The 22,747-nt window shown below is 54.8% G+C and carries 19 protein-coding genes and 3 tRNA genes; 11 read left to right on the forward strand and 11 right to left on the reverse strand.

Going from position 1 to position 22,747, the window contains the following annotated elements:
• Positions 1-10: 10 nt before the first annotated feature.
• The gene (gene deoD, locus IG609_RS03140) at positions 11-730 is read left to right on the forward strand and encodes a purine-nucleoside phosphorylase (RefSeq protein WP_010300039.1); all 720 of its coding nucleotides are present in this window, start codon (positions 11-13) and stop codon (positions 728-730) included.
• Positions 731-782: 52 nt separating this feature from the next.
• Here deoD and IG609_RS03145 read toward each other — a convergent pair whose 3' ends face one another.
• The 7 genes from IG609_RS03145 to IG609_RS03175 form a co-directional block, all read right to left on the reverse strand.
• Positions 783-2,531: an ABC transporter ATP-binding protein/permease gene (locus IG609_RS03145; protein ID WP_193397408.1), complete on the reverse strand. Its 1,749-nt coding sequence runs from the start codon at positions 2,529-2,531 to the stop codon at positions 783-785.
• A 48-nt stretch (positions 2,532-2,579) separates the two neighbouring features.
• Positions 2,580-5,075 (reverse strand): TonB-dependent siderophore receptor, encoded by a 2,496-nt coding sequence (locus IG609_RS03150; RefSeq protein WP_193397407.1) that lies wholly within the window; start codon positions 5,073-5,075, stop codon positions 2,580-2,582.
• Between the two features lie 135 nt (positions 5,076-5,210).
• Positions 5,211-6,173 (reverse strand): FecR domain-containing protein, encoded by a 963-nt coding sequence (locus IG609_RS03155; RefSeq protein WP_193397406.1) that lies wholly within the window; start codon positions 6,171-6,173, stop codon positions 5,211-5,213.
• Entirely contained in the window at positions 6,170-6,712 is a 543-nt protein-coding gene (locus IG609_RS03160) for a sigma-70 family RNA polymerase sigma factor (protein ID WP_193397405.1), read from the reverse strand. The genes IG609_RS03155 and IG609_RS03160 overlap by 4 nt, the downstream gene beginning before the upstream one ends.
• A gap of 261 nt (positions 6,713-6,973) precedes the next feature.
• Complete coding sequence (locus IG609_RS03165; RefSeq protein WP_039470758.1) at positions 6,974-7,453, reverse strand: discoidin domain-containing protein; 480 nt, start codon at positions 7,451-7,453, stop codon at positions 6,974-6,976.
• 202 nt (positions 7,454-7,655) lie between these two features.
• Complete coding sequence (gene rimI / locus IG609_RS03170) at positions 7,656-8,099, reverse strand: ribosomal protein S18-alanine N-acetyltransferase (RefSeq protein WP_040032691.1); 444 nt, start codon at positions 8,097-8,099, stop codon at positions 7,656-7,658.
• The gene (locus tag IG609_RS03175) at positions 8,068-8,481 is read right to left on the reverse strand and encodes a DNA polymerase III subunit psi (protein ID WP_010279762.1); all 414 of its coding nucleotides are present in this window, start codon (positions 8,479-8,481) and stop codon (positions 8,068-8,070) included. The genes rimI and IG609_RS03175 overlap by 32 nt, the downstream gene beginning before the upstream one ends.
• Before the next feature lie 159 nt (positions 8,482-8,640).
• Between IG609_RS03175 and rsmC the strand changes: the two genes are divergently transcribed.
• Complete coding sequence (gene rsmC, locus IG609_RS03180) at positions 8,641-9,684, forward strand: 16S rRNA (guanine(1207)-N(2))-methyltransferase RsmC (protein ID WP_193397404.1); 1,044 nt, start codon at positions 8,641-8,643, stop codon at positions 9,682-9,684.
• Between the two features lie 2 nt (positions 9,685-9,686).
• On the opposite strand, the gene IG609_RS03185 is transcribed toward rsmC, so the two are convergent.
• Positions 9,687-10,679, reverse strand: a complete 993-nt coding sequence (locus tag IG609_RS03185; protein WP_193397403.1) for an aldo/keto reductase — start codon at positions 10,677-10,679, stop codon at positions 9,687-9,689.
• A 113-nt stretch (positions 10,680-10,792) separates the two neighbouring features.
• Here IG609_RS03185 and IG609_RS03190 point away from each other — a divergent pair, with 113 nt between their 5' ends.
• The 4 genes from IG609_RS03190 (at position 10,793) to IG609_RS03205 (ending at position 12,199) form a co-directional block, all read left to right on the forward strand.
• Positions 10,793-11,698: a LysR family transcriptional regulator gene (locus tag IG609_RS03190; RefSeq protein ID WP_193397402.1), complete on the forward strand. Its 906-nt coding sequence runs from the start codon at positions 10,793-10,795 to the stop codon at positions 11,696-11,698.
• A 103-nt stretch (positions 11,699-11,801) separates the two neighbouring features.
• Positions 11,802-11,888 (forward strand) — tRNA-Leu (locus IG609_RS03195).
• A 75-nt stretch (positions 11,889-11,963) separates the two neighbouring features.
• Positions 11,964-12,050, forward strand: a tRNA-Leu gene (locus IG609_RS03200).
• 62 nt (positions 12,051-12,112) lie between these two features.
• Positions 12,113-12,199 (forward strand) — tRNA-Leu (locus IG609_RS03205).
• A 148-nt stretch (positions 12,200-12,347) separates the two neighbouring features.
• Here IG609_RS03205 and IG609_RS03210 read toward each other — a convergent pair.
• Both IG609_RS03210 and IG609_RS03215 read right to left on the reverse strand, forming a co-directional pair.
• On the reverse strand, positions 12,348-12,638 hold the full coding sequence (locus IG609_RS03210; RefSeq protein ID WP_039496905.1) for a DUF1435 domain-containing protein: 291 nt from the start codon (positions 12,636-12,638) through the stop codon (positions 12,348-12,350).
• Positions 12,639-12,744: 106 nt separating this feature from the next.
• A complete protein-coding gene (locus tag IG609_RS03215) occupies positions 12,745-13,647 on the reverse strand; it encodes a LysR family transcriptional regulator (protein ID WP_193397401.1) in 903 nt (300 codons plus the stop codon).
• Positions 13,648-13,776: 129 nt separating this feature from the next.
• Between IG609_RS03215 and budA the strand changes: the two genes are divergently transcribed.
• Positions 13,777-14,559, forward strand: coding sequence for an acetolactate decarboxylase (gene budA / locus IG609_RS03220; RefSeq protein WP_193397400.1), 783 nt, complete (start codon positions 13,777-13,779; stop codon positions 14,557-14,559).
• A 21-nt stretch (positions 14,560-14,580) separates the two neighbouring features.
• Positions 14,581-16,260, forward strand: a complete 1,680-nt coding sequence (gene alsS, locus IG609_RS03225; RefSeq protein ID WP_193397399.1) for an acetolactate synthase AlsS — start codon at positions 14,581-14,583, stop codon at positions 16,258-16,260.
• A gap of 80 nt (positions 16,261-16,340) precedes the next feature.
• On the opposite strand, the gene fucO is transcribed toward alsS, so the two are convergent.
• Positions 16,341-17,492, reverse strand: coding sequence for a lactaldehyde reductase (gene fucO / locus IG609_RS03230; RefSeq protein WP_193397472.1), 1,152 nt, complete (start codon positions 17,490-17,492; stop codon positions 16,341-16,343).
• A gap of 574 nt (positions 17,493-18,066) precedes the next feature.
• Between fucO and gcvT the strand changes: the two genes are divergently transcribed.
• The 3 genes from gcvT (at position 18,067) to gcvP (ending at position 22,739) form a co-directional block, all read left to right on the forward strand.
• Positions 18,067-19,182: a glycine cleavage system aminomethyltransferase GcvT gene (gene gcvT, locus IG609_RS03235; protein WP_193397398.1), complete on the forward strand. Its 1,116-nt coding sequence runs from the start codon at positions 18,067-18,069 to the stop codon at positions 19,180-19,182.
• 175 nt (positions 19,183-19,357) lie between these two features.
• Entirely contained in the window at positions 19,358-19,750 is a 393-nt protein-coding gene (gene gcvH / locus IG609_RS03240) for a glycine cleavage system protein GcvH (RefSeq protein ID WP_039274123.1), read from the forward strand.
• Between the two features lie 118 nt (positions 19,751-19,868).
• Positions 19,869-22,739: an aminomethyl-transferring glycine dehydrogenase gene (gene gcvP, locus IG609_RS03245; RefSeq protein WP_193397397.1), complete on the forward strand. Its 2,871-nt coding sequence runs from the start codon at positions 19,869-19,871 to the stop codon at positions 22,737-22,739.
• Positions 22,740-22,747 lie beyond the last annotated feature (8 nt).

The raw sequence follows: 22,747 nt of genomic DNA on the forward strand, positions 1-22,747 counted from the left end.
GAATAAACGCATGGCTACGCCACATATTAATGCAGAAATGGGTGATTTCGCGGACGTTGTACTGATGCCGGGCGACCCGCTGCGCGCTAAGTACATTGCAGAAACCTTTCTGGATGATGCCCGCGAAGTGAACAACGTGCGTGGCATGTTAGGGTTCACGGGGACTTACAAAGGCCGTAAAATTTCGGTCATGGGCCACGGCATGGGTATCCCATCCTGCTCAATTTATGCGAAAGAACTGATCACCGAATTCGGCGTGAAGAAAATCATTCGTGTGGGTTCCTGCGGTGCGGTACGTGAAGATGTTAAGCTGCGCGACGTGGTGATCGGCATGGGTGCCTGTACGGATTCCAAAGTGAACCGTATGCGTTTCAAAGATCACGACTACGCGGCGATTGCCGATTTCGACATGGTGCGCAATGCCGTTGATGCTGCCAAAGCACGTGATGTTTCTGTCCGCGTCGGTAACATCTTCTCCGCCGATCTGTTCTACACGCCAGATCCGCAGATGTTCGACGTGATGGAAAAATACGGCATTCTGGGTGTAGAAATGGAAGCGGCCGGTATCTACGGCGTAGCGGCAGAGTTCGGTGCGAAAGCGCTGGCTATCTGTACCGTTTCTGACCACATTCGTACTGGTGCGCAGACCACGTCAGAAGAGCGTCAAAACACCTTCAACGAAATGATCGAAATCGCGCTGGAATCCGTTCTGCTGGGCGATAACGAATAATATCATGCTAGCCCGGACATCCGTTCCGGGCTGTTTTTTCCTGTTTTTCCCTTCACATCTTTCCGTAAGCAACCTGCTGCCTGTCCGCTGCTGGCGGCGCAACAGAAGGCTCGTCTGTGTGGCTCTCTGTGTGCGCTTTCTTCTCTGGTTCGAGCGGCGTTAACCGTACCTGATGTTTGAAGTATGCTAGCACCGCAGGCTGATGGCTGACGGCCAAAACAATGGTTTGTGGCAGCGTAATCCTGATGTGCTCTAGCAGTTGAAGCGCCGCCGCGTCGTCGAGCTGGCTGGTGGCTTCATCCAGACAAAGCAGCGTCGGGCGCAGCAGTAGTGCACGCGCGAGCGACAGACGCTGTTGCTCACCGCCCGATAGTTCCCGACTCCAGTTTGCCGTGTCGTCCAGACGGGGAATTAGCGTGGTCAGCCCGGTTTGTTCCAGCACCGCAATCAGCTGTGCAGTATCCGCTAACTGCGTCTGCGGATAACACAGCACCTGACGCAGCGTATCCTGCGGTAAATAGGCTTTTTGCGGTAAAAACAGCGTGCAGCCTGCGGGGAAATGCCAGTCTCCGTGTGAAACAGGCCACAGCCCTGCCAGCGCCCTCAGCAGCGTGGTTTTTCCCGTGCCGCTGACTGCGCTGAGCACCGCCCATTCGCCAGCCTGAAGCGTGAGCGTCAGCGGGGCGAAGTACGGAAAACCCTCGGGGCGCGAGACTGATAGCGCGTTGATGTGCAGAGCATGGCCTTCATGGCGAGGTTCCTCTGGCGTTGGTAACTGCTGTAAGCGGTGCTGGAATTCACACAGGCGTTCAACAGTCGAAGACCACTGAACCAGCTGGCGATAGGCATCGATAAACCAGCCAAAGGCATCCAGCACATAGCCGAAGGCGGATCGCGCCTGCATAATCGCCCCGAGGCTAATCTGACGGGCGAGAAACAGCGGTAGGGTAGCGAACACCGGAATAATCAGGCTGAAGCGGAAATAGCTGGTCGTAAAGCTCTCTAGCCGGAATTCCCGCGCCATTAAACGCTGCCAGTTTTGCACGATGGGCTGGAAATACTGCCGCATCCGCAACTGCTCGGCGTTGCTCCCTTGGTAGAACGCAATCTGCTCGCTGTTATCCTGCACCCGCAGCAGTGTGGCGCGATAGTCAGCCTCTGTTCGCTGACGCTCAATATTCAGCTTGTGCAGGCGGTGCCCCAGCCGATGCGTCACGATGCTGGCTACTGTGGCGTAAACCAGTGCGATCCACACCAGGTAACCGTGTACCGTGATGGTGTAGCCGCTCAACGTGAAGGTATGGACGCCGGAAAGCTGCCAGAGAATGGCGATGAAAGAGAAAAAACGGGCGGTATTTTTCAGCAGCGAAAGCAGGAGTTCGAGACTTTGTTCTATCAGCAGACGAATATCTTCCGCGATGCGCTGATCGGGGTTATCCAGCCCTGAGTTGAGCTGATAGTGGGCGTGATTGTGCAGCCAATCCTGCTCATACTGGTGCGTCATGGTATCGCGCCAGCGGATAATCAGCTGTTTCTTGAGCCAGTTGCCGCAGATGATGACTAGCACGAACAGCAGCGTGTAGGCCAGATAGCGCAGGGCCATATCGTAGACTGACGCGTGCTGAAAATAGTCGGCCAGCGCGTCGTAAAAATCCCGGCTCCAGTTGTTGTACTGCACGCTGATCCACACGACGGAGAGCGTCAGGCTCATAATCAGCAGCAGCAATAACCACAGTAGCGTGGCGCGTGTAGTCAGCCAGAAAGGTGCGACCAGCGCATAAAAGCGTTTAAGCGTTTGCATAATGGATGGGGCGATGGCCTGCCAGCCTCAACTGGCAGGCGTGTTCGCTTAGAAATTCCACTTCGCGGTCAGCATGAAATTACGCGGATCGCCGTAATAGTTGTTGCCGCTAAGATGACGGTTGTTCAGGTTTAAGAAGTAGGTTTTATCCGTCAGATTATTGCCCACCAGATTGAAGCTCAGGTTTTTGCTGTGTTGATAACGGATATTGGCGTTAAACAGGGTGTAACCGCCCTGATGCAGGCCATAAGCCCGGTTAGGGTAGGTTTGCGTCTCGGTCTGTGCCGTCATACCCGCGCCAATCGTCCATTGGTTCAACTCACCCGGCAGATTGTATGAGGTGTAGAGTTTGAACATATGTTTCGGCGTGCGCGGGCTGAACTGTGTGGCTCTTTCGCTTGCGCTTCCTTCAAGATATTTACTGTTAGTCAGGGTATAACCGGCCTGAATCTGCCAGCCTTCGGCCAGTTTGCCCGTGATATCGAACTCGACACCCTGGCTGCGTACCTCGCCTTGAGCTTGGGAGCAGCTTGTCCCGATCAGGCAAACGGAACTATCCGCGACGGCCATCGCGCGGTTCGTCTGAATGATGCGGAACAGTGCCAGCGAGGTATTCAGATCGCCATCAAAGAACTCGCCCTTCACGCCGGTTTCATAGTTGGTGCCAGTAATGGCGGGCAGCAGCTTACCGTTGCGATCTTTTTCGCTCTGCGGCTTGTAGATTTCGGCGTAGCTCAGATACCAGGTGTAGTTGTCAGCAAAGTCCCACAGCAGGCCACCATAAGGCACAAATTCATTGCTGGCATGCAGGCTGCTGAGTGAGGACGTATTGCGGAGATGGTTAGTGAAATATTCGTCATAGCTGTAGGCGCTGTAGCGGCCGCCCAGAATCAGCTTCCAGTCATCCGCCAGTTCGAATCTGGCCGTGGCGAACGCACCGCGCTGATACAGGTTGAAGCGGTCGTTATAGTGGTTGTTGTAGAGACTCGTATTTGACCAGTCTGGTTCTGCCAATGAATTCGGCTGCCAGTTGAAGATATTCACGGTGCTGGTGTTGTTAATGCGGATGTGGTTGTTATCGAAGTTTTCTTTCTGATAATCACCTCCCACCACCAGTTCATGGTTGCGCCCCAGCAGCTCGAACGGGCCGTTCAGGCTCAGGTTGTAACCCCACTGTTCGGCCTTATTGTCATAGCGCAGGTTATTGTTTAGCGAAGAATTTCCCGTTGCCGGATTAACACCGCTTGTGCCGTTCATGATGCCGATATAGCTGCTTGCTGCGCGGGAATGGATATAGTTCAGTGCAGTTTTCAGCGTCCAGTCGTTATCGAAGTGGTGCTCCAGTTCGACAAACGGGTTAATTTTTTCAAACTCGATGCGGTTCCAGCTTGCGCCCAGGTAGGTGGAACGCGGCAGGTTCAGGCTGCTTTTATTGGTGGCAAACGGGATGCCATAGACATCAGGCACGCCCCGGGTCTTTTGCCAGTTGATGCCGCCAGTGACTGTGGTGGACGGCGTCAGATCGTAGGCCAGCGTACCGAACAGCACTTTTCTTTCACTGTGCTCGTAATCTTTAAAGCTTTGTTTATCCTGATAAACGCCAACGAGACGGCCGCGCAGGCTGGCATCGTCGTTTAGCGGCCCAGAGACATCGAGTTCACTGCGGTAATTATCCCAACTGCCTGCGCCAACGCTGCCAGACGCCTGAAAGTTGTGAGTGGGCTGTTTACGCACCAGATTAACCGTGCCACCGGGTTCGCCATTACCCTGTGACAGGCCGGACGCGCCGCGCAGGATCTCGACGCGGTCATAAATCGCCAGATCGGGCGATTCGCTGGAGGCCTGCACCGCGCCCATGTTGGATACGCTATTCTGGCTGGAGAAGTTCACCCCGTCTTCCTTGATATTATCCATCACGAAGGCGCGAGATTCGTATTTCACCTGATAGCTGTTCTGATTGACCACGTTGATACCAGTGGTTTGCTTCATGGCCTCATCCAGCGAGGTCATATTCTGATCGTCCATGCGCTGGCGCGTGACAACGCTCACCGACTGCGGCGTTTCTCGCGGCGACAAATTCAGCTGTGTCGCGGTGTTCATGCTGCGCGTGGTGTAGGTCTGGGTGCCTTCGGTCACGCCATTGCGGTTGACGCCCGCCACGACCAGCATCTCATCTCCCTGCGGTATTCTCTGTAAGCGCCAGACACCGTTAGGCTGTGGGATGACCTGAAGCCCGCTTCCTGCCAGCAGCGCCGCAAATCCGTCCTCCACGCTGTAGTTCCCTTGCAGGGATTTCCCTGCTTTGCCTGTCGTCAGCTGTGCATCACCGACCAGATAAACGCCTGATTGGGCGGCAAACTGGTTCAACTGCTGGTTAAGTGGCCCGGCAGAAATCGCGTAGGTTTTGGTGGCCGCAGTGGCTGTCGTTTCTGCTGCGATTGCAGTGGAATGTGCGAGCAGCGGTGCGCCGCACAGCAGCAGGTGAACGGCAATTGCCAGTTTGGAAGGAGTGCGCTGTGTAGAGAAAAATGGAATCAATGCCATGAAAATTCGCCTTCTGACCCAGAGTAAAAATTGGTGGTTTTACTGTGAATCGAACGACAGCGGAGAAAAGGGAACTCAAAAGAGAAAATTTTTTGCTGTATCCCTAAAGAACGGTATCCAAAAAAGACGGCGAGATCAGCGCGGCTCGACGGTTACCCACCACGGAAAACGCCGCTGGATGCGGACTGGGAAGGCCTGCGCCAGCATGTTCAGTGCCATGTCGGTATCGGTTAAGGGGAAAGTCCCCATCACGCGTAAATCTGCGATGGCAGGCTGGCACGCCAGATAGCCGTGGCGATAGCGTGATAGTTTCTCCACGACTTCACCCAACGGCATGTTGTCCGCTTGGAGCACGCCGTGTGCCCAGTCGGCATCGCTCTGCGGGTTGGGCACGATGTTACCCTGACCGTCGGCATTAAAGCGCAGGTGATAGCCCGCGCTGACCCGACGTGCGGCGGTGGCGTACTTGGCGCTGACGTCGACCGCGTGTTGGTAAACGGTCAGTGTTGTAGCGTCCGGTTCCTGCGCGACGCTGAAGCGCGTGCCTAGCGCCTGCATACGCCCTTGCGCGGTGGTGACGAAGAAAGGGCGAGCATCGGCGGCGGTATCAATCAGAATATCCCCCGCCAGCAGGGCAATTTCCCGATGCTGATCGCTGTAGCGGATATCAATCGCGCTGGAGGTATTCAGCCACAGTCGGGTGTTGTCCGGTAAGGTCAGCGATTTGATTTCTCCTACCGCACTGTGATGATCGGCCGTCATCGCCAGCAGAGAGCCTTTTAGCGGCGTGTGGCGGTAAGTCAGCCAGGACAGCAGAGAACCGGTGCTGAGCAATGCGGTGAGCTTGAGCGCACGGCGGCGAGTCATCGGTGCAGACTTGTGCAGCAGCGTATTCAGCGCGGGTTGTTGACTGTCGCCACGCAGCGGCTGGAAACGTTGGCTGACCGTTTGCACATATTCCCAAGCCTGACGGTGTTCCTCGCTTTCGTCCATCCAACGCTGCCAGTGGTGGTAGTGCTCATCGTCAGGTTCCCGATCGCACAACTGGGCGTACCATTGCGATGCCTGCTGCAAGGCGATAAAGCTGGGCTTATTCATGAATCAACGGCCGGACTGTCTGCGTCTATCTCCGCTTCCAGCAGCACACAATGCAGCATGGCTTGTGCCATGTATTTTTTCACCATGCGTTCGGAAACACCCAACGTTTCGGCAATGTCTCGATAGGGTAATCCCTGTACCTGCGCCATGATAAAGGCCGCGCGTACCTTCTCTGGCAGCGCTCGCAGCATGGCATCGACCTGATACAGGGTTTCGAGAATGATGTTGCTGTCTTCCGCTGACAGGGCAACCGGCTCCGGCTGTTCGGCGAGCGAGGCGAGCCAGACGCGCTCAATTTCCCGCTTACGCCAGAGATCGACGCACATGCCTTGCGCCATCACGCTCAGATAAGCCCGCGCACCCGCGTGGCTGTCGAACTGACGTGGTTTTAGCAAGAGCCGTAAAAATACATCCTGCGCCAGATCGGCCGCATCACACAGATTCCCCAGCCGTTTGCGCAATAGCCCTTGCAGCCAGCCATGATGCTGGCAATAGAGCTGATGCATATCTGCTGAGGTATCAATATTGGCTGATGACATGTCTGGTGCCTGAACCGGAACGATAGGAGGTCAAATTTCAGGCGCATATTAGTTGAGAATGATTTTTATTTCAATGCTAAGGAAAATGTGGGTACTGATGAGGAGAGGGAAACAGAAGGGGCGGTAAGACTACGCGGGGCAGTAAGACTGGAAAGGTGGGGCAGGAAGACTGAAATGCACCACACTTGCTAACAGCGTCGGGCGTGGTGCGTTCAACGGCAGCGGAATCGACTGACCCAAGCTCCAGGTCATCCCAATACGTTACTTAATGGCCTGAGCCGGAACCTGTGCGGCGCTGTTAAAGCTGATCTCGTTGATGGCGCTCCATTTGTTCACATCGGTGCCAAACGTATCCAGCTTGAAGAATTTCGCTTTCACAGCAGGGAAGGTGAATTTTTCACCGTCTTTGGCGTTGTTGGAGGTGACCAGATTATCAGCCAGTTTTTGCCAGGTTTTCCCGTCGGTGGAGTAGGACACGGAGAACTTCAGTTTGCGCTCATCTGCTTTGAAAGGAACTAAAACAAAGTTCTCAACCGACTGTTCTTTATCCAGTTCTACCTGAACCCAGCTCTCACCGTTTGCCGCCCAGCGGGTTTTTACGTCGCCATCGGCAATGTTGGCCGGTTTGTGGCCTTTGTCTGAATCATAAGCGGAGGCTGTCACCGCCGTTACTTGCACCGCGTAAGCGGAAAGAGAGAATAAGCCACACAGAAGCGTCGTAGCCAGAGTGTATTTTTTCATATTATTCCTCGTAGATAACGGATAAATCATGGCATGCCTGTAAACCAGAAACATGAAATGGAACCTTATTGTGATAAAAAAGAAACGAGGTTTTATTTATGACGATCACGTTGCGGGGATTTTTCTGTCAGGAAAACAGGCAGAGCGGGATGGGGCGCACATTATGGCACCCGTCTTGCCACGAGGAGTATAGATAAAGAGGTTAGCCGAGCGGCAGCGCCATGAGAATGGCGTCTTCCCGACCTTGTGCCGTGGGGTAGTAATCGCGGCGCACGGAGACTTCGTTAAATCCCAGACTCTCATACAGCGCGATGGCTCGCGCGTTTGACTCGCGGACTTCCAGCCACAGCGTCAGAATGCCGCGTCGCTCCATTTCGTCGATCAGGTGTTCTAAGAGTTGGCGACCCAAGCCCTGACGCTGATGATCGGGGTGCACCGCGATATTGAACAACGTCGCTTCATCCAGCACGACCTGCGTGATGGCGTAAGCGGCAAGCTGCCCGTCATGCTCCAGTTTCAGGTTGAAATAACGCTCACCCTGATTGCTGATAAACGTCTTCTCCGACCAGGGAAAGGCGTGGCTGACTTGTTCAATTTTAAAGGCTTGTGCTAGGTCAACTGGCGTCAGGGAAGATATCGTGTTCATGTTCACAGATCTGTTGCCACAGCGCCCGTTTGGCGTCGGCATTTTGATAAAGTTCGGAAAGCAGAGGGCTGGAAAGCTGAACGCCCTGTAGCGCAATGGGTTCCGCGATGCCCAACCGCCAGCTATGGCAGCGTGCATCGGCGGGCAGCATGTCGATCTGCTGTGGCGTCAGGCGATAGGCTTGCGCAGGCGTGAGCGCCAGACTGTGCAGAACGTCGGTTAGCAGCGGTTCATCATCGGCCAGCGGCTCGGCGGAGACGATCACCAGACGCACCTGCTCGGGCAGACTGACGGCGATTTCGCCTTGCAGCACAGTCGGGCGACGCAATGTCCACTGCGTAATCCCCAGTTGCTGTAGCAGCCTGTCACGTCTTGATTCCATGCGTTATCCTGTCTGGCGTGCGAGAAAATGATTCGTGCCTATGCTAACAAACCCCGTCAGACTGCGCCAACGTCGGTGCGGTTATTTCCTCTCCGCTCTGCAACTTCGGGGACGAAGCGTATATAATCCCCCGCTCAATGATTAAGGAGCCGTAGCCCGATGTCCGCATTAACCCCCGCCAGTGAAGTCATACTGCGCCATAGTGACGAATTTCTTTCACGCCGAGTTCTGTTTGCCGGTGATTTGCAGGATACCCTGCCCGCGCAATTTGAGGCGGCGTCAGTGCGTGTCCATTGCAACCAATACCACCACTGGCAACAGATGGCAAAGCCACTTGGGGATAACGCTCAATATGCTCTGGTGGCGGATGCGGCGCTGGTGGCGGATAGTGACACGCTGATTTATTACTGGCCGAAGAGCAAACAGGAAGCAGAATTCCAACTGCGTAACCTGCTGTCACTGATGCCGATCGGTGCGGAAATCTTCGTTGTTGGTGAAAACCGCAGCGGCGTGCGCAGCGCTGAACCTGTGCTGTCTGACTTCGTTGAGTTGGCAAAAATCGACAGCGCGCGCCGCTGTGGGCTTTACCATGGTCGGATTGACAAGCAGGCCAGCTTCACGCTGGATGACTGGTTGGACGAGTATGTGACGGACGGCGTGATCGTCAAAACGCTTCCGGGCGTTTTCAGTCGTGATGACCTAGATCCGGGTAGCCGACTGCTGCTGTCTACGTTTGAGCCGCACATGAAAGGCAAAGTGCTGGATATCGCCTGTGGCGCCGGTGTGCTGGCATCGGTACTGGCGAAACAGTCACCGAAAATCCGCCTGACGTTGAGTGATGTCAGCGCAGCCGCTATCGAATCCAGCAAGGCAACGCTGGCGGCGAATGCGTTGGAAGGCGAGGTGATTGCGAGTAACGTCTATTCCGACATTAATGGCCGCTTCGATATGATCGTGTCTAATCCGCCATTCCATGACGGCTTGCAGACTAGCCTGCAAGCCGCGGAAATGCTGATTCGTGGTGCGGTGACCCATTTACCGATTGGCGGACAGTTGCGCATCGTCGCTAATGCTTTCCTGCCGTATCCGGCGCTGTTAGATGCCGCCTTTGGTAGCCATGAAGTGCTGGCGCAGACCGGACGCTTTAAGGTGTATCAGGCCACCGTGGGTCGTCCGCCGCGTACAGGTAAAGGTCGTCGATAATCCTACTGATTCAAGGCTGCCATGCTCTCCTTGCCGTAGCGTTCACCTGCTGCGGCATCGGGAGGGAAGATGGCATCAATGGCGGCCAGTTCCTCTTTCGTCAGCGTGACATCCAGCGCCGCGACGTTTTCTTCCAGATAGCGGCGGCGTTTAGTGCCCGGAATCGGCACGATATGTTCACCCTGTGCCAATACCCACGCCAGTGCCAGCTGTGAAGGCGTAACCTGCTTTTCCTGTGCCAGTTGGTGAATTTTCTCTACCAACTGCAGATTTTTGCCGAAGTTTTCCCCCGAGAAACGTGGATTGGTACGACGGAAATCGTCGGCAGCCAGATCGTCCGGGCTGCGAATCGCACCGGTCAGAAAGCCACGTCCCAGTGGGCTGTAAGGCACAAACCCGATACCCAGACGCTCACAGGTGGGCAGAATTTCGGCTTCCATATCGCGGGTCCACAGTGAGTATTCGCTCTGTAACGCCGTAATAGGGTGCACGCGATGCGCGCGTTCCAGCGTGGTGGCGGAGGCTTCACTCAGGCCGATGTAACGAATCTTGCCTTCCTGAACCAGCTCTGCCAACGTGCCGACCGTCTCTTCAATGGGAACGGTTGGATCAATGCGGTGCTGATAGTAAAGATCGATAACGTCCGTCCCGAGGCGCGTCAGGCTGCCTTCCACCGCGCGGCGGATGTAGTCCGGTTTACCGCAGACGCCGCGTGCGTTGGGGTTTGCCGGATCGCGGATGATGCCGAACTTGGTCGCCAGAAAGACCTGCTCACGCTTGCCTTTTATCGCTTTGCCGAGCAGCAGTTCGTTGGTGTGGGGGCCATACATATCGGCGGTATCCAGCAGCGTGACGCCCAACTCCAGTGCGCGATGCAACGTGGCAATGGATTCTTTTTCATCCTGCGCCGTGGAGTAGAAATCACTCATTCCCATGCAGCCTAGCCCAATCGCCGACACCTGCGGGCCGTTCGCGCCTAATTTGCGTTGTTGCATTGTCATCTTCCTTATCTCGTTGGCAGTGCAAGCAGTCTGGTTGTTTATCCAAAAAAGATAAATACCGCTTTTTATGCAACACTATTCAAAAATAACCAACAATGGTGGCAGCGATGGATCACATTCAGGCGATGCGGGTTTTTGTGCGTATTGTCGAACTGGGCAGCTTCAGCCGCGCGGCGGAGCGACTGACGCTGCCACGCGCGACGGTGAGCAACACCATCAAACAGCTTGAAGCACGGCTGGGGGTACGTTTGCTGCAACGCACGACCCGTCAGGTGCAGATCACCGATGAAGGGCGCGTTTATTATGAACGCTGTCTGCAATTGCTCGCGGAAATTGAAGAGATCGACACGCTGTTCACGCAGCAAAAGCAGCAGCCGGTGGGTAAGGTGCGGGTGGATATGCCGCACTCGCTGGCGCGAGAGATCGTCGTTCCGGCGCTGGGGGATTTTTATGCGTGTTATCCGCAGGTGACGTTGATGCTGAGCGCCAACGATGCGGCGATTAATGTGCTGCGTGAAGGCGTTGACTGTGTGCTGCGTGCCTGGCAGACGGACGACGAAACGCTGGCGACCCGCCATTTGCCGTCAATGCCGCAGGTAACCTGTGCGTCGGCCGACTATCTGGCGCGCTACGGCGTGCCGCGTTCGCTCGATGAGCTGTCGGGGCATCAGATGGTCGGCTATTTCTCTCTGCGTACCGAATACCGTTATCCGCTGGAATTCATGTCGGGTGATGAGTGCATTACGCGTATGTTGCCCGGTGCGTTGCAGGTGAACGGCACCGATGCCTACATCGCCAGCGCGCGTGCCGGATTGGGGATTATTCAGGCACCTCGTCGCGGCCTGCGCCCGTTTCTGGAAAGCGGGGAACTGGTAGAGATCCTGCCGGAAATGCCGCCGCCTGCGATGCCACTTTACGTGATGTATGCGCCCGGTCGCTTTCTCGCGCCACGGATTCGGGTGTTTATCGAATGGCTCGATGAGCTCTTTACGCGCAACGCTGCGGCGAGATGATGATTTTTGCAGCAAACCCCGCATTCCAGAGGAAATAATCATTGACGTGAACGCGAAAACCTCTAGAATTCGCCCCCGTAGTGATATTGCGTAAAGCAGTGTTGCGAAGGTGGCGGAATTGGTAGACGCGCTAGCTTCAGGTGTTAGTGTTCTTACGGACGTGAGGGTTCAAGTCCCTCTCTTCGCACCAACATCACTACAGCGGTTCTGGTTTGTCGAACCGAAGCAGTAATCAGTGTTACATGATAAATTGCATGACAGAATTGCGAAGGTGGCGGAATTGGTAGACGCGCTAGCTTCAGGTGTTAGTGTTCTTACGGACGTGAGGGTTCAAGTCCCTCTCTTCGCACCATGTTGTGATAGATTTAGCGTGTAAGATAGGTTTGCTGTAATAAGACAAACAACGTTCTCAGTGCGAAGGTGGCGGAATTGGTAGACGCGCTAGCTTCAGGTGTTAGTGTCCTTACGGACGTGAGGGTTCAAGTCCCTCTCTTCGCACCACAGATTTATTCTGTATCTTCCTGATTTTCTTCTCTGTTTATTCTCTTTTATCCTCTTTTATCCTCTTTTATCCCATTTCTGGCTACAGCGCTTTTCCGCGTTCATTTACCTATTGGGCTTTGTGTACTTTTTCTCTATCAACGCACATTTACAGCGTCGTGAGATTAAACGTGACGGACAGCGCCGCCAAACCGCCAGCCAGTGCAATGCAGGATGGTAACAGTAAATAGTGGCGTAAGCGTTGATGGAACAGCATGACAAGCGTCGCCAGCAGGGCGATGGCGATAATCACTTTCAGATGCGTCAGATTAAGGTTGAGCAGCGCCAATAGCGGCATGATGGCACAAGGCAGCAGCACGCCCCAGGCACTGGACAGATGCTTCCCCATACACCAGCTCACACTCCATAGCCCGCAGGCTGTGATCATTGCTGTCAGCATTTTTCCACCCGTCAAAAGTGATAATGATAACTAATATCATATAAGAATTTATATCAATTACTAGCTTTTTGACGAGCAGATTGTTGGAATTTTCTACATAGGCACGTTAATCGGGATGTTGAGTGCTCAAATGCTGGCGTATCAGGTGGATCATATTCACGATAGCGGGCGATCGCTCATGTTTGCGCCAGATAGCCGCAATTTGTGTATGGACTTCGGGCATGCCGATATCATGATAGGTCACATTATCCGCCTTAATGCAGGCGAGAGATTCCGGCACCAGAGTAATGCCGAAGCCCGCCGCGACCATCCCGATCGTCGCCGTAAGCTGCGGGGCAAAGGGGCTGGGTCTGGGGCCATAGCCTGACAGATAGCAGGTGCGGATAATCATATCGTGCAGCCCCGGACACACCTCGCGTGGGAAAATAATCAGCGGCTCCTGACGCAACTCACTGAGCGAAACCTGCGCTTTATGGCTAAGCGCATGCCCTGCGGGCAACACCAGTTTCATCGGCTCCTCAGCCAAAATTTCCCCGTTAATCTCATCACTGAGATCGCAAGGTAAACGCAGAAATGCGATATCGATATTGCGTTCTTGCAGCGCAGCAATGAGCGTTGCTGGGTTTTCCTCCTTTGGCAGCGGTTGGACATGCGGATACTGCTGACAGTAACGATGCAGCAGGGCAAGCACCGTCGGGTGGAACATGGCCGACGGCGAAAACCCCACGTTCAGGCTACCTTTCTCACCCCGCGCAATGCTTCTTGTCCGTGCGATGGCCGAGTCGGTCAACTGCAAAATCTGACGAGCATCCTCATACAGCGCTTGTCCCGCTTCCGTCATTTCTACGCCGCGCGTCAGTCGCTTGAACAACGGTGTACCGATCTCCTGCTCGAATTTCTTGATCTGCTGGCTGAGGGGCGGCTGTGACATCCCCAGATTTTCCGCTGCACGCGTGAAATGCCGCGCTTGGGCAACGGCGACAAAATAGCGCAGATAACGTAGCTCCATTTACGTGACTCCATATGTTTCCGATCTTGAAATGACCTTTATTGCATATTGGAATTTTGTCCTCTTCCGCGTCAATCTTTATCTAAATATTAGCTTTATTTAAGTAATTGGTGCGGTGAGAAGGACGGTATGAAAACGAATTTCAGTGAACAATCCTGTGAAAACGCCTTTACTAGCTACGCCTATGATTTTCAGCGACAGTGTGCAGACAGCGTTATTTATCAAACCTCATTAATGAGTGGACTAATAAATGGCGTATACGAAGGCAGCCGAACGATGGCTGAATTACTGGAGCATGGAGATTTTGGATTAGGAACATTTAATAGTTTGGATGGAGAACTGGTTGCCTTGAATAGCCAGATTTTCCAACTGTTATCCGACGGCAGCGCACGGGCGGCGAAGCCGGAGCAGAAAACGCCGTTTGCGGTCATGACGTTCTTTCGCCCGACGGAAACGATCCATTTTGAGCGCTGGACCTCGCGTGAAGACGTGCATCGCCAGATCGATGAGATTGTGGGAACGGACAATCTGTTCTGTGCTTTGCGGATTGATGGGAATTTTCGCTGCGTTGAAACGCGTACTGTCCCCCGACAGTGTCGGCCTTATAAACCGATGCAGGAAGCGATTGAAGGGCAACCAACATTTCATTTTGAACACCGTAGCGGCAGCGTTATTGGTTTTCGTAGTCCAGCTTACACCCAGGGAATGAATGTTGCGGGTTACCACGAACATTTCATTACTGACGATCGCCAGGGCGGCGGGCATATTCTGAATTATGACGTCGAGCAAGGCACGCTGACGTTTGGTGTGATTGCCAAACTGATCGTCGATCTGCCTCAGGATCGGGAGTTTCTCAATGCCAACCTGTCCTCAGAAAATCTTAACAGCGTAATCCAGTCAGTAGAGAGTTAGTTATTTCATCGGAGTCATGTCATGGAAAAGTCCACCGAACAGCAAAGCTGGCGTAGCGGAGCCGAGCTGATTGTAAAACACTTGGAAGCGCAGGGCGTGAAGCATATTTTTGGTATTCCCGGCGCAAAAATCGATCGCGTGTTTGATGAGCTGGAAGACTCGACGATCCAAACGATCCCCGTACGGCATGAGGCGAACGGCGCGTTTATGGCGGCGGCGATAGGGCGCCTCACGGGGAAAGCAGGAGTGACGCTGGTGACATCCGGCCCCGGTTGTTCCAACCTCGTCACCGGATTGGCAACGGCAACCGCAGAGGGGGATGCGGTCGTGGCGCTAGGCGGGGCGGTTAAGCGGGCAGATAAACTTAAGCTGACGCACCAGAGTCTGGACACCGTCAGCTTGTTTCAGCCAGTCAGTAAATTCAGCGCGGAAATCACGGCTTCTTCCGCCATATCGGAAGTGTTGGCGAATGCTTTTCGGGCGGCAGAGAGTGGGCGTCCGGGAGCGGCGTTTGTCAGCCTGCCGCAGGATATCGTCAATGAACCGGTGATTAGCTCGGTGCTGGCGTGTCCGAATTTGCCGCTGCTAAATGGCGCGCCACATAGTGATATTGCCGAGGCGGCCAAGCGGCTGCGGCAGGCTAAAAACCCGGTGCTGCTGCTCGGATTAATGGCCAGCCAGCAGGAAAATGCGCAGGCACTGCGTCGTTTTCTGCACCATAGCCAACTCCCCGTTACCAGCACGTATCAGGCTGCTGGCGTGATCGATCAGCAGCAGTTCGATCACTTTGCCGGACGTGTCGGATTATTCAACAATCAGGCGGGCGATAAGCTACTGCAACAGGCGGACGTGATCGTGACCGTGGGCTACAGCCCGATTGAGTACGATCCGGTTTTGTGGAATAGCGGTAAGGCGACGCTGATCCACATCGATGTGCTGCGGGCGGAGATCGACAGTGCGTATCGTCCCGATATCGAGCTGTTAGGGAATATCGCGATGACGGTGGACACGTTGAATACCTGCATCAGCGAGCCGTTTATCTTGTCTGCTGATACACAGCTCGTATTGCAGGATCGTCAGCGCCAGCGTCACGATCTCAGTACGCGCGCGATCGACATGGCGGGATTTGCGATCCACCCTCTGCGTCTGGTGCGGGCGATGCAGGATATCGTGAATGAGGATGTCACGCTGTGCGTGGATATGGGGAGTTTCCACATCTGGCTGGCGCGTTACCTGTATAGCTTCCGAGCGCGGCAGATTTTGATGACCAACGGCCAGCAGACGATGGGCGTGGCGCTACCGTGGGCTATCGCCGCATCGCTGGTGCAGCCCGGCAAAAAAGTGGTGTCCGTCTCCGGCGACGGCGGGTTTATGCAGTCCAGTATGGAGCTGGAAACAGCGGTGCGCCTGAAAAGCAATCTTCTGCATATCATCTGGGTGGATAACGGCTACAACATGGTAGAAATCCAGCAGCGGCACAAATACCATCGTCCGGCAGGCGTGTCGTTTGGGCCGATTGATTTTAAAGCCTATGCGGAAGCATTCGGCGCAAAAGGGTTTGCGGTTGAATCTGCGGATGAACTGGTTAGCAAACTCCGTCAGGCGATGGACGTTGACGGCCCCGCCGTGATTGCGATCCCAGTTGATTATTCCGATAACCACTGGCTGATGGAGAATCTGAATATTAGCGTGTTGATTTAGCTTGTATCAATTTTGTGCCCGCTTATTTGTGCCCGCTTAGTAACGATGGCGGGCACAAAACAGAGCCTTGTTATAACGCGTTAATAAATAGACTGATACAGCGCTTTAATCTCATCGATATTCGTATCGCGCGGGTTGCCGCCGGTGCAGACATCGTCAAAGGCGGCCTGTGCCAGTGCCGGAATATCCTCTTCTCTTACTCCGACATCACGCAGTCTCGGTGGAATATCCACATCGTGGGAAAGCTGCCGCACGGCGTTAATCGCGGCTTCCCGCACGTGGGCTATCGGCATCTCAGCCGCGCCTTTTACCCCCATTGCCACGGCGATGTCTCGGAATTTTTCACCCGTATAATCCGCGTTGTAGGCCATGATATGCGGCAGCAGGATCGCGTTAGCAACGCCGTGCGGGGTGTTGTAAAACGCGCCGAGCGGATGCGCCATGCCGTGTACCAGCCCAAGCCCGACGTTCGAGAACCCCATGCCGGCGATGTATTGCCCCAGCGCCATCTCTTCCACGCCTTTCGGCTTCCCAGCAACGGAGTCGCGTAGTGAACGGCTGATAATCTCAATGGCCTTCAGATGCAGCGTATCGGTCAGTTCCCAGGCGGCTTTGGTGGTGAAACCCTCAATGGCATGCGTCAGGGCGTCAATCCCCGTAGCGGCTTTCAGCGAGGCAGGCATGCTCATCATCATGTCGGGATCGACGATAGCGACAATCGGAATATCGTGCGGATCGACACACACGAATTTGCGGCGTTTTTCTTCATCGGTGATGACGTAGTTGATGGTGACTTCTGCGGCCGTGCCGGAGGTGGTCGGGATCGCGATAATCGGGACGGCGGTGCGTCGGGTGGCCGCAACGCCTTCCAGACTGCGGACATCGGCGAATTCAGGGTTATTGATAATAATCCCGATAGCCTTACAGGTATCCTGCGGCGAACCGCCGCCAACCGCGATCAGATAATCGGCCTGTGATGCCTTGAAGCGCTCGACGCCCCTTTCCACAACGGCAATGGTTGGATTGGGAATCACCTCATCGTAGATATCGTAGGGTAAGCCTGCCGCATCCAGTTTCGCCGTGACGTTGGTCACGACGCCAAATTTAACCAAATCCTTGTCCGTCACCAATAGCGCTTTTTTGAACCCTCGCCGCTTCACTTCATCGACAATGTGGGCAATCGCGCCCGTGCCAAAGTAGGACGTTTCGTTAAGGATCATTCTGTTAGCCATCATCTATCTCCTAATCACGTTTGATTTTGATAAAGCGAAAAATACATGTCGCGCAATTCCTTGCTGTTAGTGTGGGATAAGTCGGTTCTCAGCGCCTTCCGTCAGGTGCCATGTCATCTTGTTTGCTGGCACTGAAGTAAAGACGCCTGAGAAACGGTTCACAGAATCGTGATGATGATGGTGGAAGGTAGGGAGTCAGGTAGGGAGTCAGGTTGGGAGTCGTTGTTGGTTTTTGATTGAAAAAATCTAATTTAGGTTTGTTTTTATCATTACATTATCTAATCCGAATGGCGTTTTTAGTTGGGTTTCAATGCCTGCATTAGCCAGTTTTAATGTCATTAATTTGTGTTTTACGCTGATTTAAATAATTTACATGCTTATTTTTGTTAATTATTAAGAATATTACGCTGCTTTGTTTTTTGTGGGTGGCTCGACTTTCTTTGTCTTCTATATAATTTATCTTATGTCTGAGAGAGTGGTTTAACCTGCGCGTCGGTGGTAAGTTCAGTCATAAGATATCGTTTGCGCAGTGTGTTTTATCGCCTGAACGCCATGCGCTGAAGAGGGATGAAGAATGGCAAAGCAGACCCCGTTGTACCAACAACATCTGGCCGATGGTGCCAAAATGGTGGATTTTCACGGCTGGATGATGCCGCTGCATTACGGTTCCCAACTGGATGAGCACCACATTGTGCGTCGGGAAGCCGGTATTTTTGATGTCTCCCACATGACCATCGTCGATTTGCACGGCGTGAGAACGCGTGAATTCCTGCGCTACCTGCTGGCGAATGATGTCGCCAAACTCACACAGCCAGGCAAAGCCTTGTATACCGGCATGCTGAATGCCTCCGGCGGCGTCATCGACGATCTGATCGTTTATTTTCTCACGGAAGACCATTTCCGACTGGTCGTGAACTCCGCGACCCGTGAAAAAGATCTCGCCTGGATCGGGCAGCACGCTGCACCGTTCGGGGTTGAAATCCATGAGCGCGACGACCTGGCGCTGGTCGCGGTGCAAGGTCCGCAGGCGCAGGAAAAAGTGCAAGAACTCCTGAAGGCAAAAGGCCTGAGTGATGCAGACGTGACTGCTGTTGCCAGCATGAAGCCGTTTTTTGGCAAGCAGGCGGGCGATTTCTTCGTTGCCACGACAGGTTATACGGGCGAAGCCGGTTATGAGATCGCGCTGCCGAATGAGCAGGTGGTCGATTTCTGGCAACAACTGCTGGCAGTTGGCGTGAAGCCATGCGGACTGGGCGCACGCGATACGCTGCGGCTGGAAGCGGGGATGAATCTGTACGGTCAGGATATGGATGAGGGCATTTCGCCGCTGGCCGCCAATATGGGCTGGACAATCGCCTGGCAGCCGGAGGATCGCGAGTTTATCGGGCGTGAAGCATTAACGCATCTGCGTGAAAAAGGGACCGATCAACTGGTTGGTTTAGTGCTGACGGAAAAAGGCGTATTGCGCAATGATTTACCTGTGCGCTTTACTGATAGTGATGGCGTGGTGCGAGAAGGGGTCATCACCAGCGGATCGTTCTCGCCGACGCTTGGCGTGAGCATCGCGCTGGCGCGTGTTCCGGTGGGGATTGGTGAGCAGGCGATGGTGCTGATTCGTAACCGCGAACTGCCTGTCCACGTGACCAAACCCGGCTTTGTCCGCGCCGGAAAAGCCATCGTTCAGTATTGAATAACTTCTTATGTCATACCCTAAATAATTCAGGTTGCAGGAAGGCGGCGACACAGTGAATCCCCAGGAGCTTACACAAGTAAGTGACTGGGGTGAGCGAGGAAAGCCAACGCACATGCAGCTTGAAGTATGACGGGTAGCGCACGGGATTAACGACTTTAGTAAAGGGGATGCAATGAGCAACGTACCAGTAGAATTAAAATACACCACGTCGCACGAATGGGTGCTGCACGAGGGCGACGGTATCTACAGCGTGGGCATTACCGAACACGCGCAGGAGCTTCTGGGTGACATGGTTTTTATCGATTTACCGGAAGTGGGCACGGTCGTCGCCGCAGGTGATGACTGCGCGGTGGCGGAGTCGGTAAAAGCGGCATCGGATATTTATGCGCCCATCAGCGGTGAGATCGTGGAAGTTAACGAAGATCTGGAATCCGCCCCTGAGCTGGTCAACAGCGCGCCTTATACCGATGGTTGGCTGTTCCGCATCAGAATTTCTGATGAGTCTGATTTGGACGAACTGCTTGATGCCGAAGGCTATCAGGCGTCGTTAGAAGAAGACGAGTAGTTATCGCGCCCCCGGTTTTGCTGAACCGGGGGCGTTTTGTTTTATTCGCCCGCGTCGTCTTTCAGCGCGGCAGCGATCACGATTGATGCAGGCACGATTGATCCAGGAAATTACTGTAATGACCCAGACACTCAGTCAACTCGAACATGACGGCGCGTTTATCGAGCGCCATATCGGTCCTTCCGTCAGCCAACAGCAGCATATGCTGTCGGTGGTGGGCGCGACGTCGCTGGATGCGCTGATCCGCCAGATTGTCCCGGTGGACATTCAATTGCCCAGCCCGCCAGCGGTGGGAGAGGCGGTGACGGAACATGAGGCGCTAGCTGAGCTGAAGGCCATTGCAGGACGCAATCAACGTTATAAAAGCTACATCGGCATGGGCTACAGCGCGGTGCTGATGCCGCCAGTGATTTTACGCAACCTGCTGGAAAACCCAGGCTGGTACACCGCCTATACGCCGTATCAGCCGGAAGTCTCTCAGGGGCGTCTTGAAGCGCTGCTGAATTTCCAGCAGGTCACACAGGATTTAACTGGTCTGGATTTGGCCTCTGCCTCGCTGCTGGATGAAGCAACCGCAGCGGCGGAAGCGATGGCAATGGCGAAGCGCATCAGCAAGCTCAAACAGGCCGAACGTTTCTTCGTTGCTGACGACGTGCATCCGCAAACGCTGGACGTGGTGCGTACCCGTGCGGAAACCTTCGGTTTTGAAATTGTTGTCGGTAAGGCGGAAGACGCGTTGAAAGACGATGCGGTGTTTGGCGTTCTGCTGCAACAGGCGGGGACAACGGGCGAACTGCACGATTACAGCGACCTGATGGCCGCTCTGAAAGCGCGTAAGGTCGTCAGCTGCGTGGCGTCGGACATCATGGCGCTGGTATTGCTGGCTGCGCCGGGCAAGCAGGGCGCGGATATCGTCTTTGGTTCAGCACAGCGCTTTGGCGTGCCGATGGGCTACGGTGGGCCACACGCGGCGTTCTTCGCCTGCCGTGATGAACATAAACGTGCCATGCCGGGACGTATCATTGGCGTGTCGCGCGATGCAGCGGGCAATACCGCGCTGCGCATGGCGATGCAGACGCGTGAACAGCACATTCGCCGCGAGAAGGCGAACTCCAATATTTGTACCTCGCAGGTGTTGCTGGCCAACATTGCGGGGATGTACGCGGTATTCCACGGGCCGGAAGGGCTCAAACGTATTGCCGGGCGCATCCACCGTCTGACCGATATTCTGGCGGCGGGATTAACGCAGGGCGGGCTGCTGCTGCGCCATCGCAGCTGGTTCGACACGCTGACTATCGAAGTCGCGGACAAGGAAGCGGTGCTGAGTCGGGCATCAAGTTTTGGTATTAACTTGCGCGGCGATTTGGCAAGCGCCGTGGGCATCACGCTGGATGAAGCGACCACGCGTGAAGATGTGCTGGCGCTGTTTGCTGTGCTGTTAGGCGACGATCACGGATTGGATATCGACGTACTTGATGCGGCCATCGGCCAGAAAGCGGCAACGATCCCGGCTGGACTGGTGCGCCACGACGCGATCCTGTCGCATCCGGTGTTCAACCGCTATCACAGCGAAACCGAAATGATGCGCTACCTGCACCGTCTGGCACGTAAAGATCTGGCGCTGAATCAGGCGATGATTCCGCTTGGTTCGTGCACCATGAAACTCAACGCGGCGGCGGAAATGCTGCCGATTACCTGGCCGGAATTTGCCGAACTGCATCCATTCTGCCCGCCGGAACAGGCGCTGGGCTATCGCCAGATGATCGAACAGCTCTCTGGCTGGCTGGTGCAACTGACGGGCTATGATGCGATTTGCATGCAGCCCAACTCGGGTGCGCAGGGTGAATACGCGGGGCTGCTGGCGATCCGTCGCTATCATGAAAGCCGCAATGAAGCCGGCCGTAATCTCTGCCTGATTCCTAGCTCTGCCCACGGTACGAACCCAGCATCGGCGCAGATGGCGGGGATGGACGTGGTGGTGGTCGCCTGTGATAAGCAGGGCAATATCGATCTGCACGATCTGCGTGAGAAAGCGCAGGCGGCGGGCGAACAGCTTTCCTGCATCATGGTGACCTACCCATCCACTCACGGCGTCTATGAAGAGACGATCCGCGAAGTGTGCCAGATCGTGCATCAATACGGCGGTCAGGTGTATCTGGACGGCGCGAACATGAACGCGCAGGTTGGCATCACCACGCCGGGCTACATCGGTGCAGATGTCTCGCATCTGAACCTGCATAAAACCTTCTGTATTCCGCATGGTGGCGGCGGGCCGGGCATGGGACCAATTGGCGTGAAAGCGCATCTGGCACCGTTTGTGCCGGGTCATCAGGTGGTAAAAATCGAGGGTGTACTGACGGAGCAGGGCGCAGTCTCTGCGGCACCGTTCGGCAGCGCTTCTATTCTGCCGATTAGCTGGATGTACATTCGCATGATGGGCGCGGAAGGGCTGAAACAGGCTAGCCAGATGGCGATCCTGAACGCCAACTACATCGCGACGCGCTTGCAGCAGGCCTATCCGGTGCTTTACACCGGCCGTGACGGTCGCGTGGCGCACGAGTGCATTCTGGATATTCGTCCGCTTAAAGAGAGCACCGGCATTAGCGAAATGGATATCGCCAAGCGTCTGATTGACTACGGTTTCCATGCGCCGACCATGTCGTTCCCGGTCGCGGGTACGCTGATGGTGGAGCCAACGGAATCGGAGAGTCAGGTCGAGATCGATCGCTTTATTAATGCGATGCTGGCGATCCGTACCGAAATCAACCGCGTCGCGCAGGGCGAATGGCCGCTGGATGACAACCCGTTGGTTAACGCACCGCACACGCAGGCAGAGCTGGTGGCCGACTGGGCGCATCCATACAGCCGTGAGCTGGCAGTCTTCCCAGCAGGCAGCGAACACAAATACTGGCCGAGCGTGAAGCGTCTGGACGATGTGTACGGCGACCGTAACCTGTTCTGCTCGTGTGTGCCGATGAGCGACTATTAATACGTTCG

It is taken from the genome of Pectobacterium quasiaquaticum, assembly GCF_014946775.2.
GTDB classification, from domain to species: domain Bacteria; phylum Pseudomonadota; class Gammaproteobacteria; order Enterobacterales; family Enterobacteriaceae; genus Pectobacterium; species Pectobacterium aquaticum.

Excerpts from the sequence above, each read along its gene's own strand:
- deoD (WP_010300039.1), top strand. The coding sequence starts at position 11 with ATGGCTACGCCACATATTAATGCAGAAATGGGTGATTTCGCGGACGTT.
- IG609_RS03145 (WP_193397408.1), bottom strand. The coding sequence starts at position 2,531 with ATGCAAACGCTTAAACGCTTTTATGCGCTGGTCGCACCTTTCTGGCTG.
- IG609_RS03150 (WP_193397407.1), bottom strand. The coding sequence starts at position 5,075 with ATGGCATTGATTCCATTTTTCTCTACACAGCGCACTCCTTCCAAACTG.
- IG609_RS03155 (WP_193397406.1), bottom strand. The coding sequence starts at position 6,173 with ATGAATAAGCCCAGCTTTATCGCCTTGCAGCAGGCATCGCAATGGTAC.
- IG609_RS03160 (WP_193397405.1), bottom strand. The coding sequence starts at position 6,712 with ATGTCATCAGCCAATATTGATACCTCAGCAGATATGCATCAGCTCTAT.
- IG609_RS03165 (WP_039470758.1), bottom strand. The coding sequence starts at position 7,453 with ATGAAAAAATACACTCTGGCTACGACGCTTCTGTGTGGCTTATTCTCT.
- rimI (WP_040032691.1), bottom strand. The coding sequence starts at position 8,099 with ATGAACACGATATCTTCCCTGACGCCAGTTGACCTAGCACAAGCCTTT.
- IG609_RS03175 (WP_010279762.1), bottom strand. The coding sequence starts at position 8,481 with ATGGAATCAAGACGTGACAGGCTGCTACAGCAACTGGGGATTACGCAG.
- rsmC (WP_193397404.1), top strand. The coding sequence starts at position 8,641 with ATGTCCGCATTAACCCCCGCCAGTGAAGTCATACTGCGCCATAGTGAC.
- IG609_RS03185 (WP_193397403.1), bottom strand. The coding sequence starts at position 10,679 with ATGCAACAACGCAAATTAGGCGCGAACGGCCCGCAGGTGTCGGCGATT.
- IG609_RS03190 (WP_193397402.1), top strand. The coding sequence starts at position 10,793 with ATGGATCACATTCAGGCGATGCGGGTTTTTGTGCGTATTGTCGAACTG.
- IG609_RS03210 (WP_039496905.1), bottom strand. The coding sequence starts at position 12,638 with ATGCTGACAGCAATGATCACAGCCTGCGGGCTATGGAGTGTGAGCTGG.
- IG609_RS03215 (WP_193397401.1), bottom strand. The coding sequence starts at position 13,647 with ATGGAGCTACGTTATCTGCGCTATTTTGTCGCCGTTGCCCAAGCGCGG.
- budA (WP_193397400.1), top strand. The coding sequence starts at position 13,777 with ATGAAAACGAATTTCAGTGAACAATCCTGTGAAAACGCCTTTACTAGC.
- alsS (WP_193397399.1), top strand. The coding sequence starts at position 14,581 with ATGGAAAAGTCCACCGAACAGCAAAGCTGGCGTAGCGGAGCCGAGCTG.
- fucO (WP_193397472.1), bottom strand. The coding sequence starts at position 17,492 with ATGGCTAACAGAATGATCCTTAACGAAACGTCCTACTTTGGCACGGGC.
- gcvT (WP_193397398.1), top strand. The coding sequence starts at position 18,067 with ATGGCAAAGCAGACCCCGTTGTACCAACAACATCTGGCCGATGGTGCC.
- gcvH (WP_039274123.1), top strand. The coding sequence starts at position 19,358 with ATGAGCAACGTACCAGTAGAATTAAAATACACCACGTCGCACGAATGG.
- gcvP (WP_193397397.1), top strand. The coding sequence starts at position 19,869 with ATGACCCAGACACTCAGTCAACTCGAACATGACGGCGCGTTTATCGAG.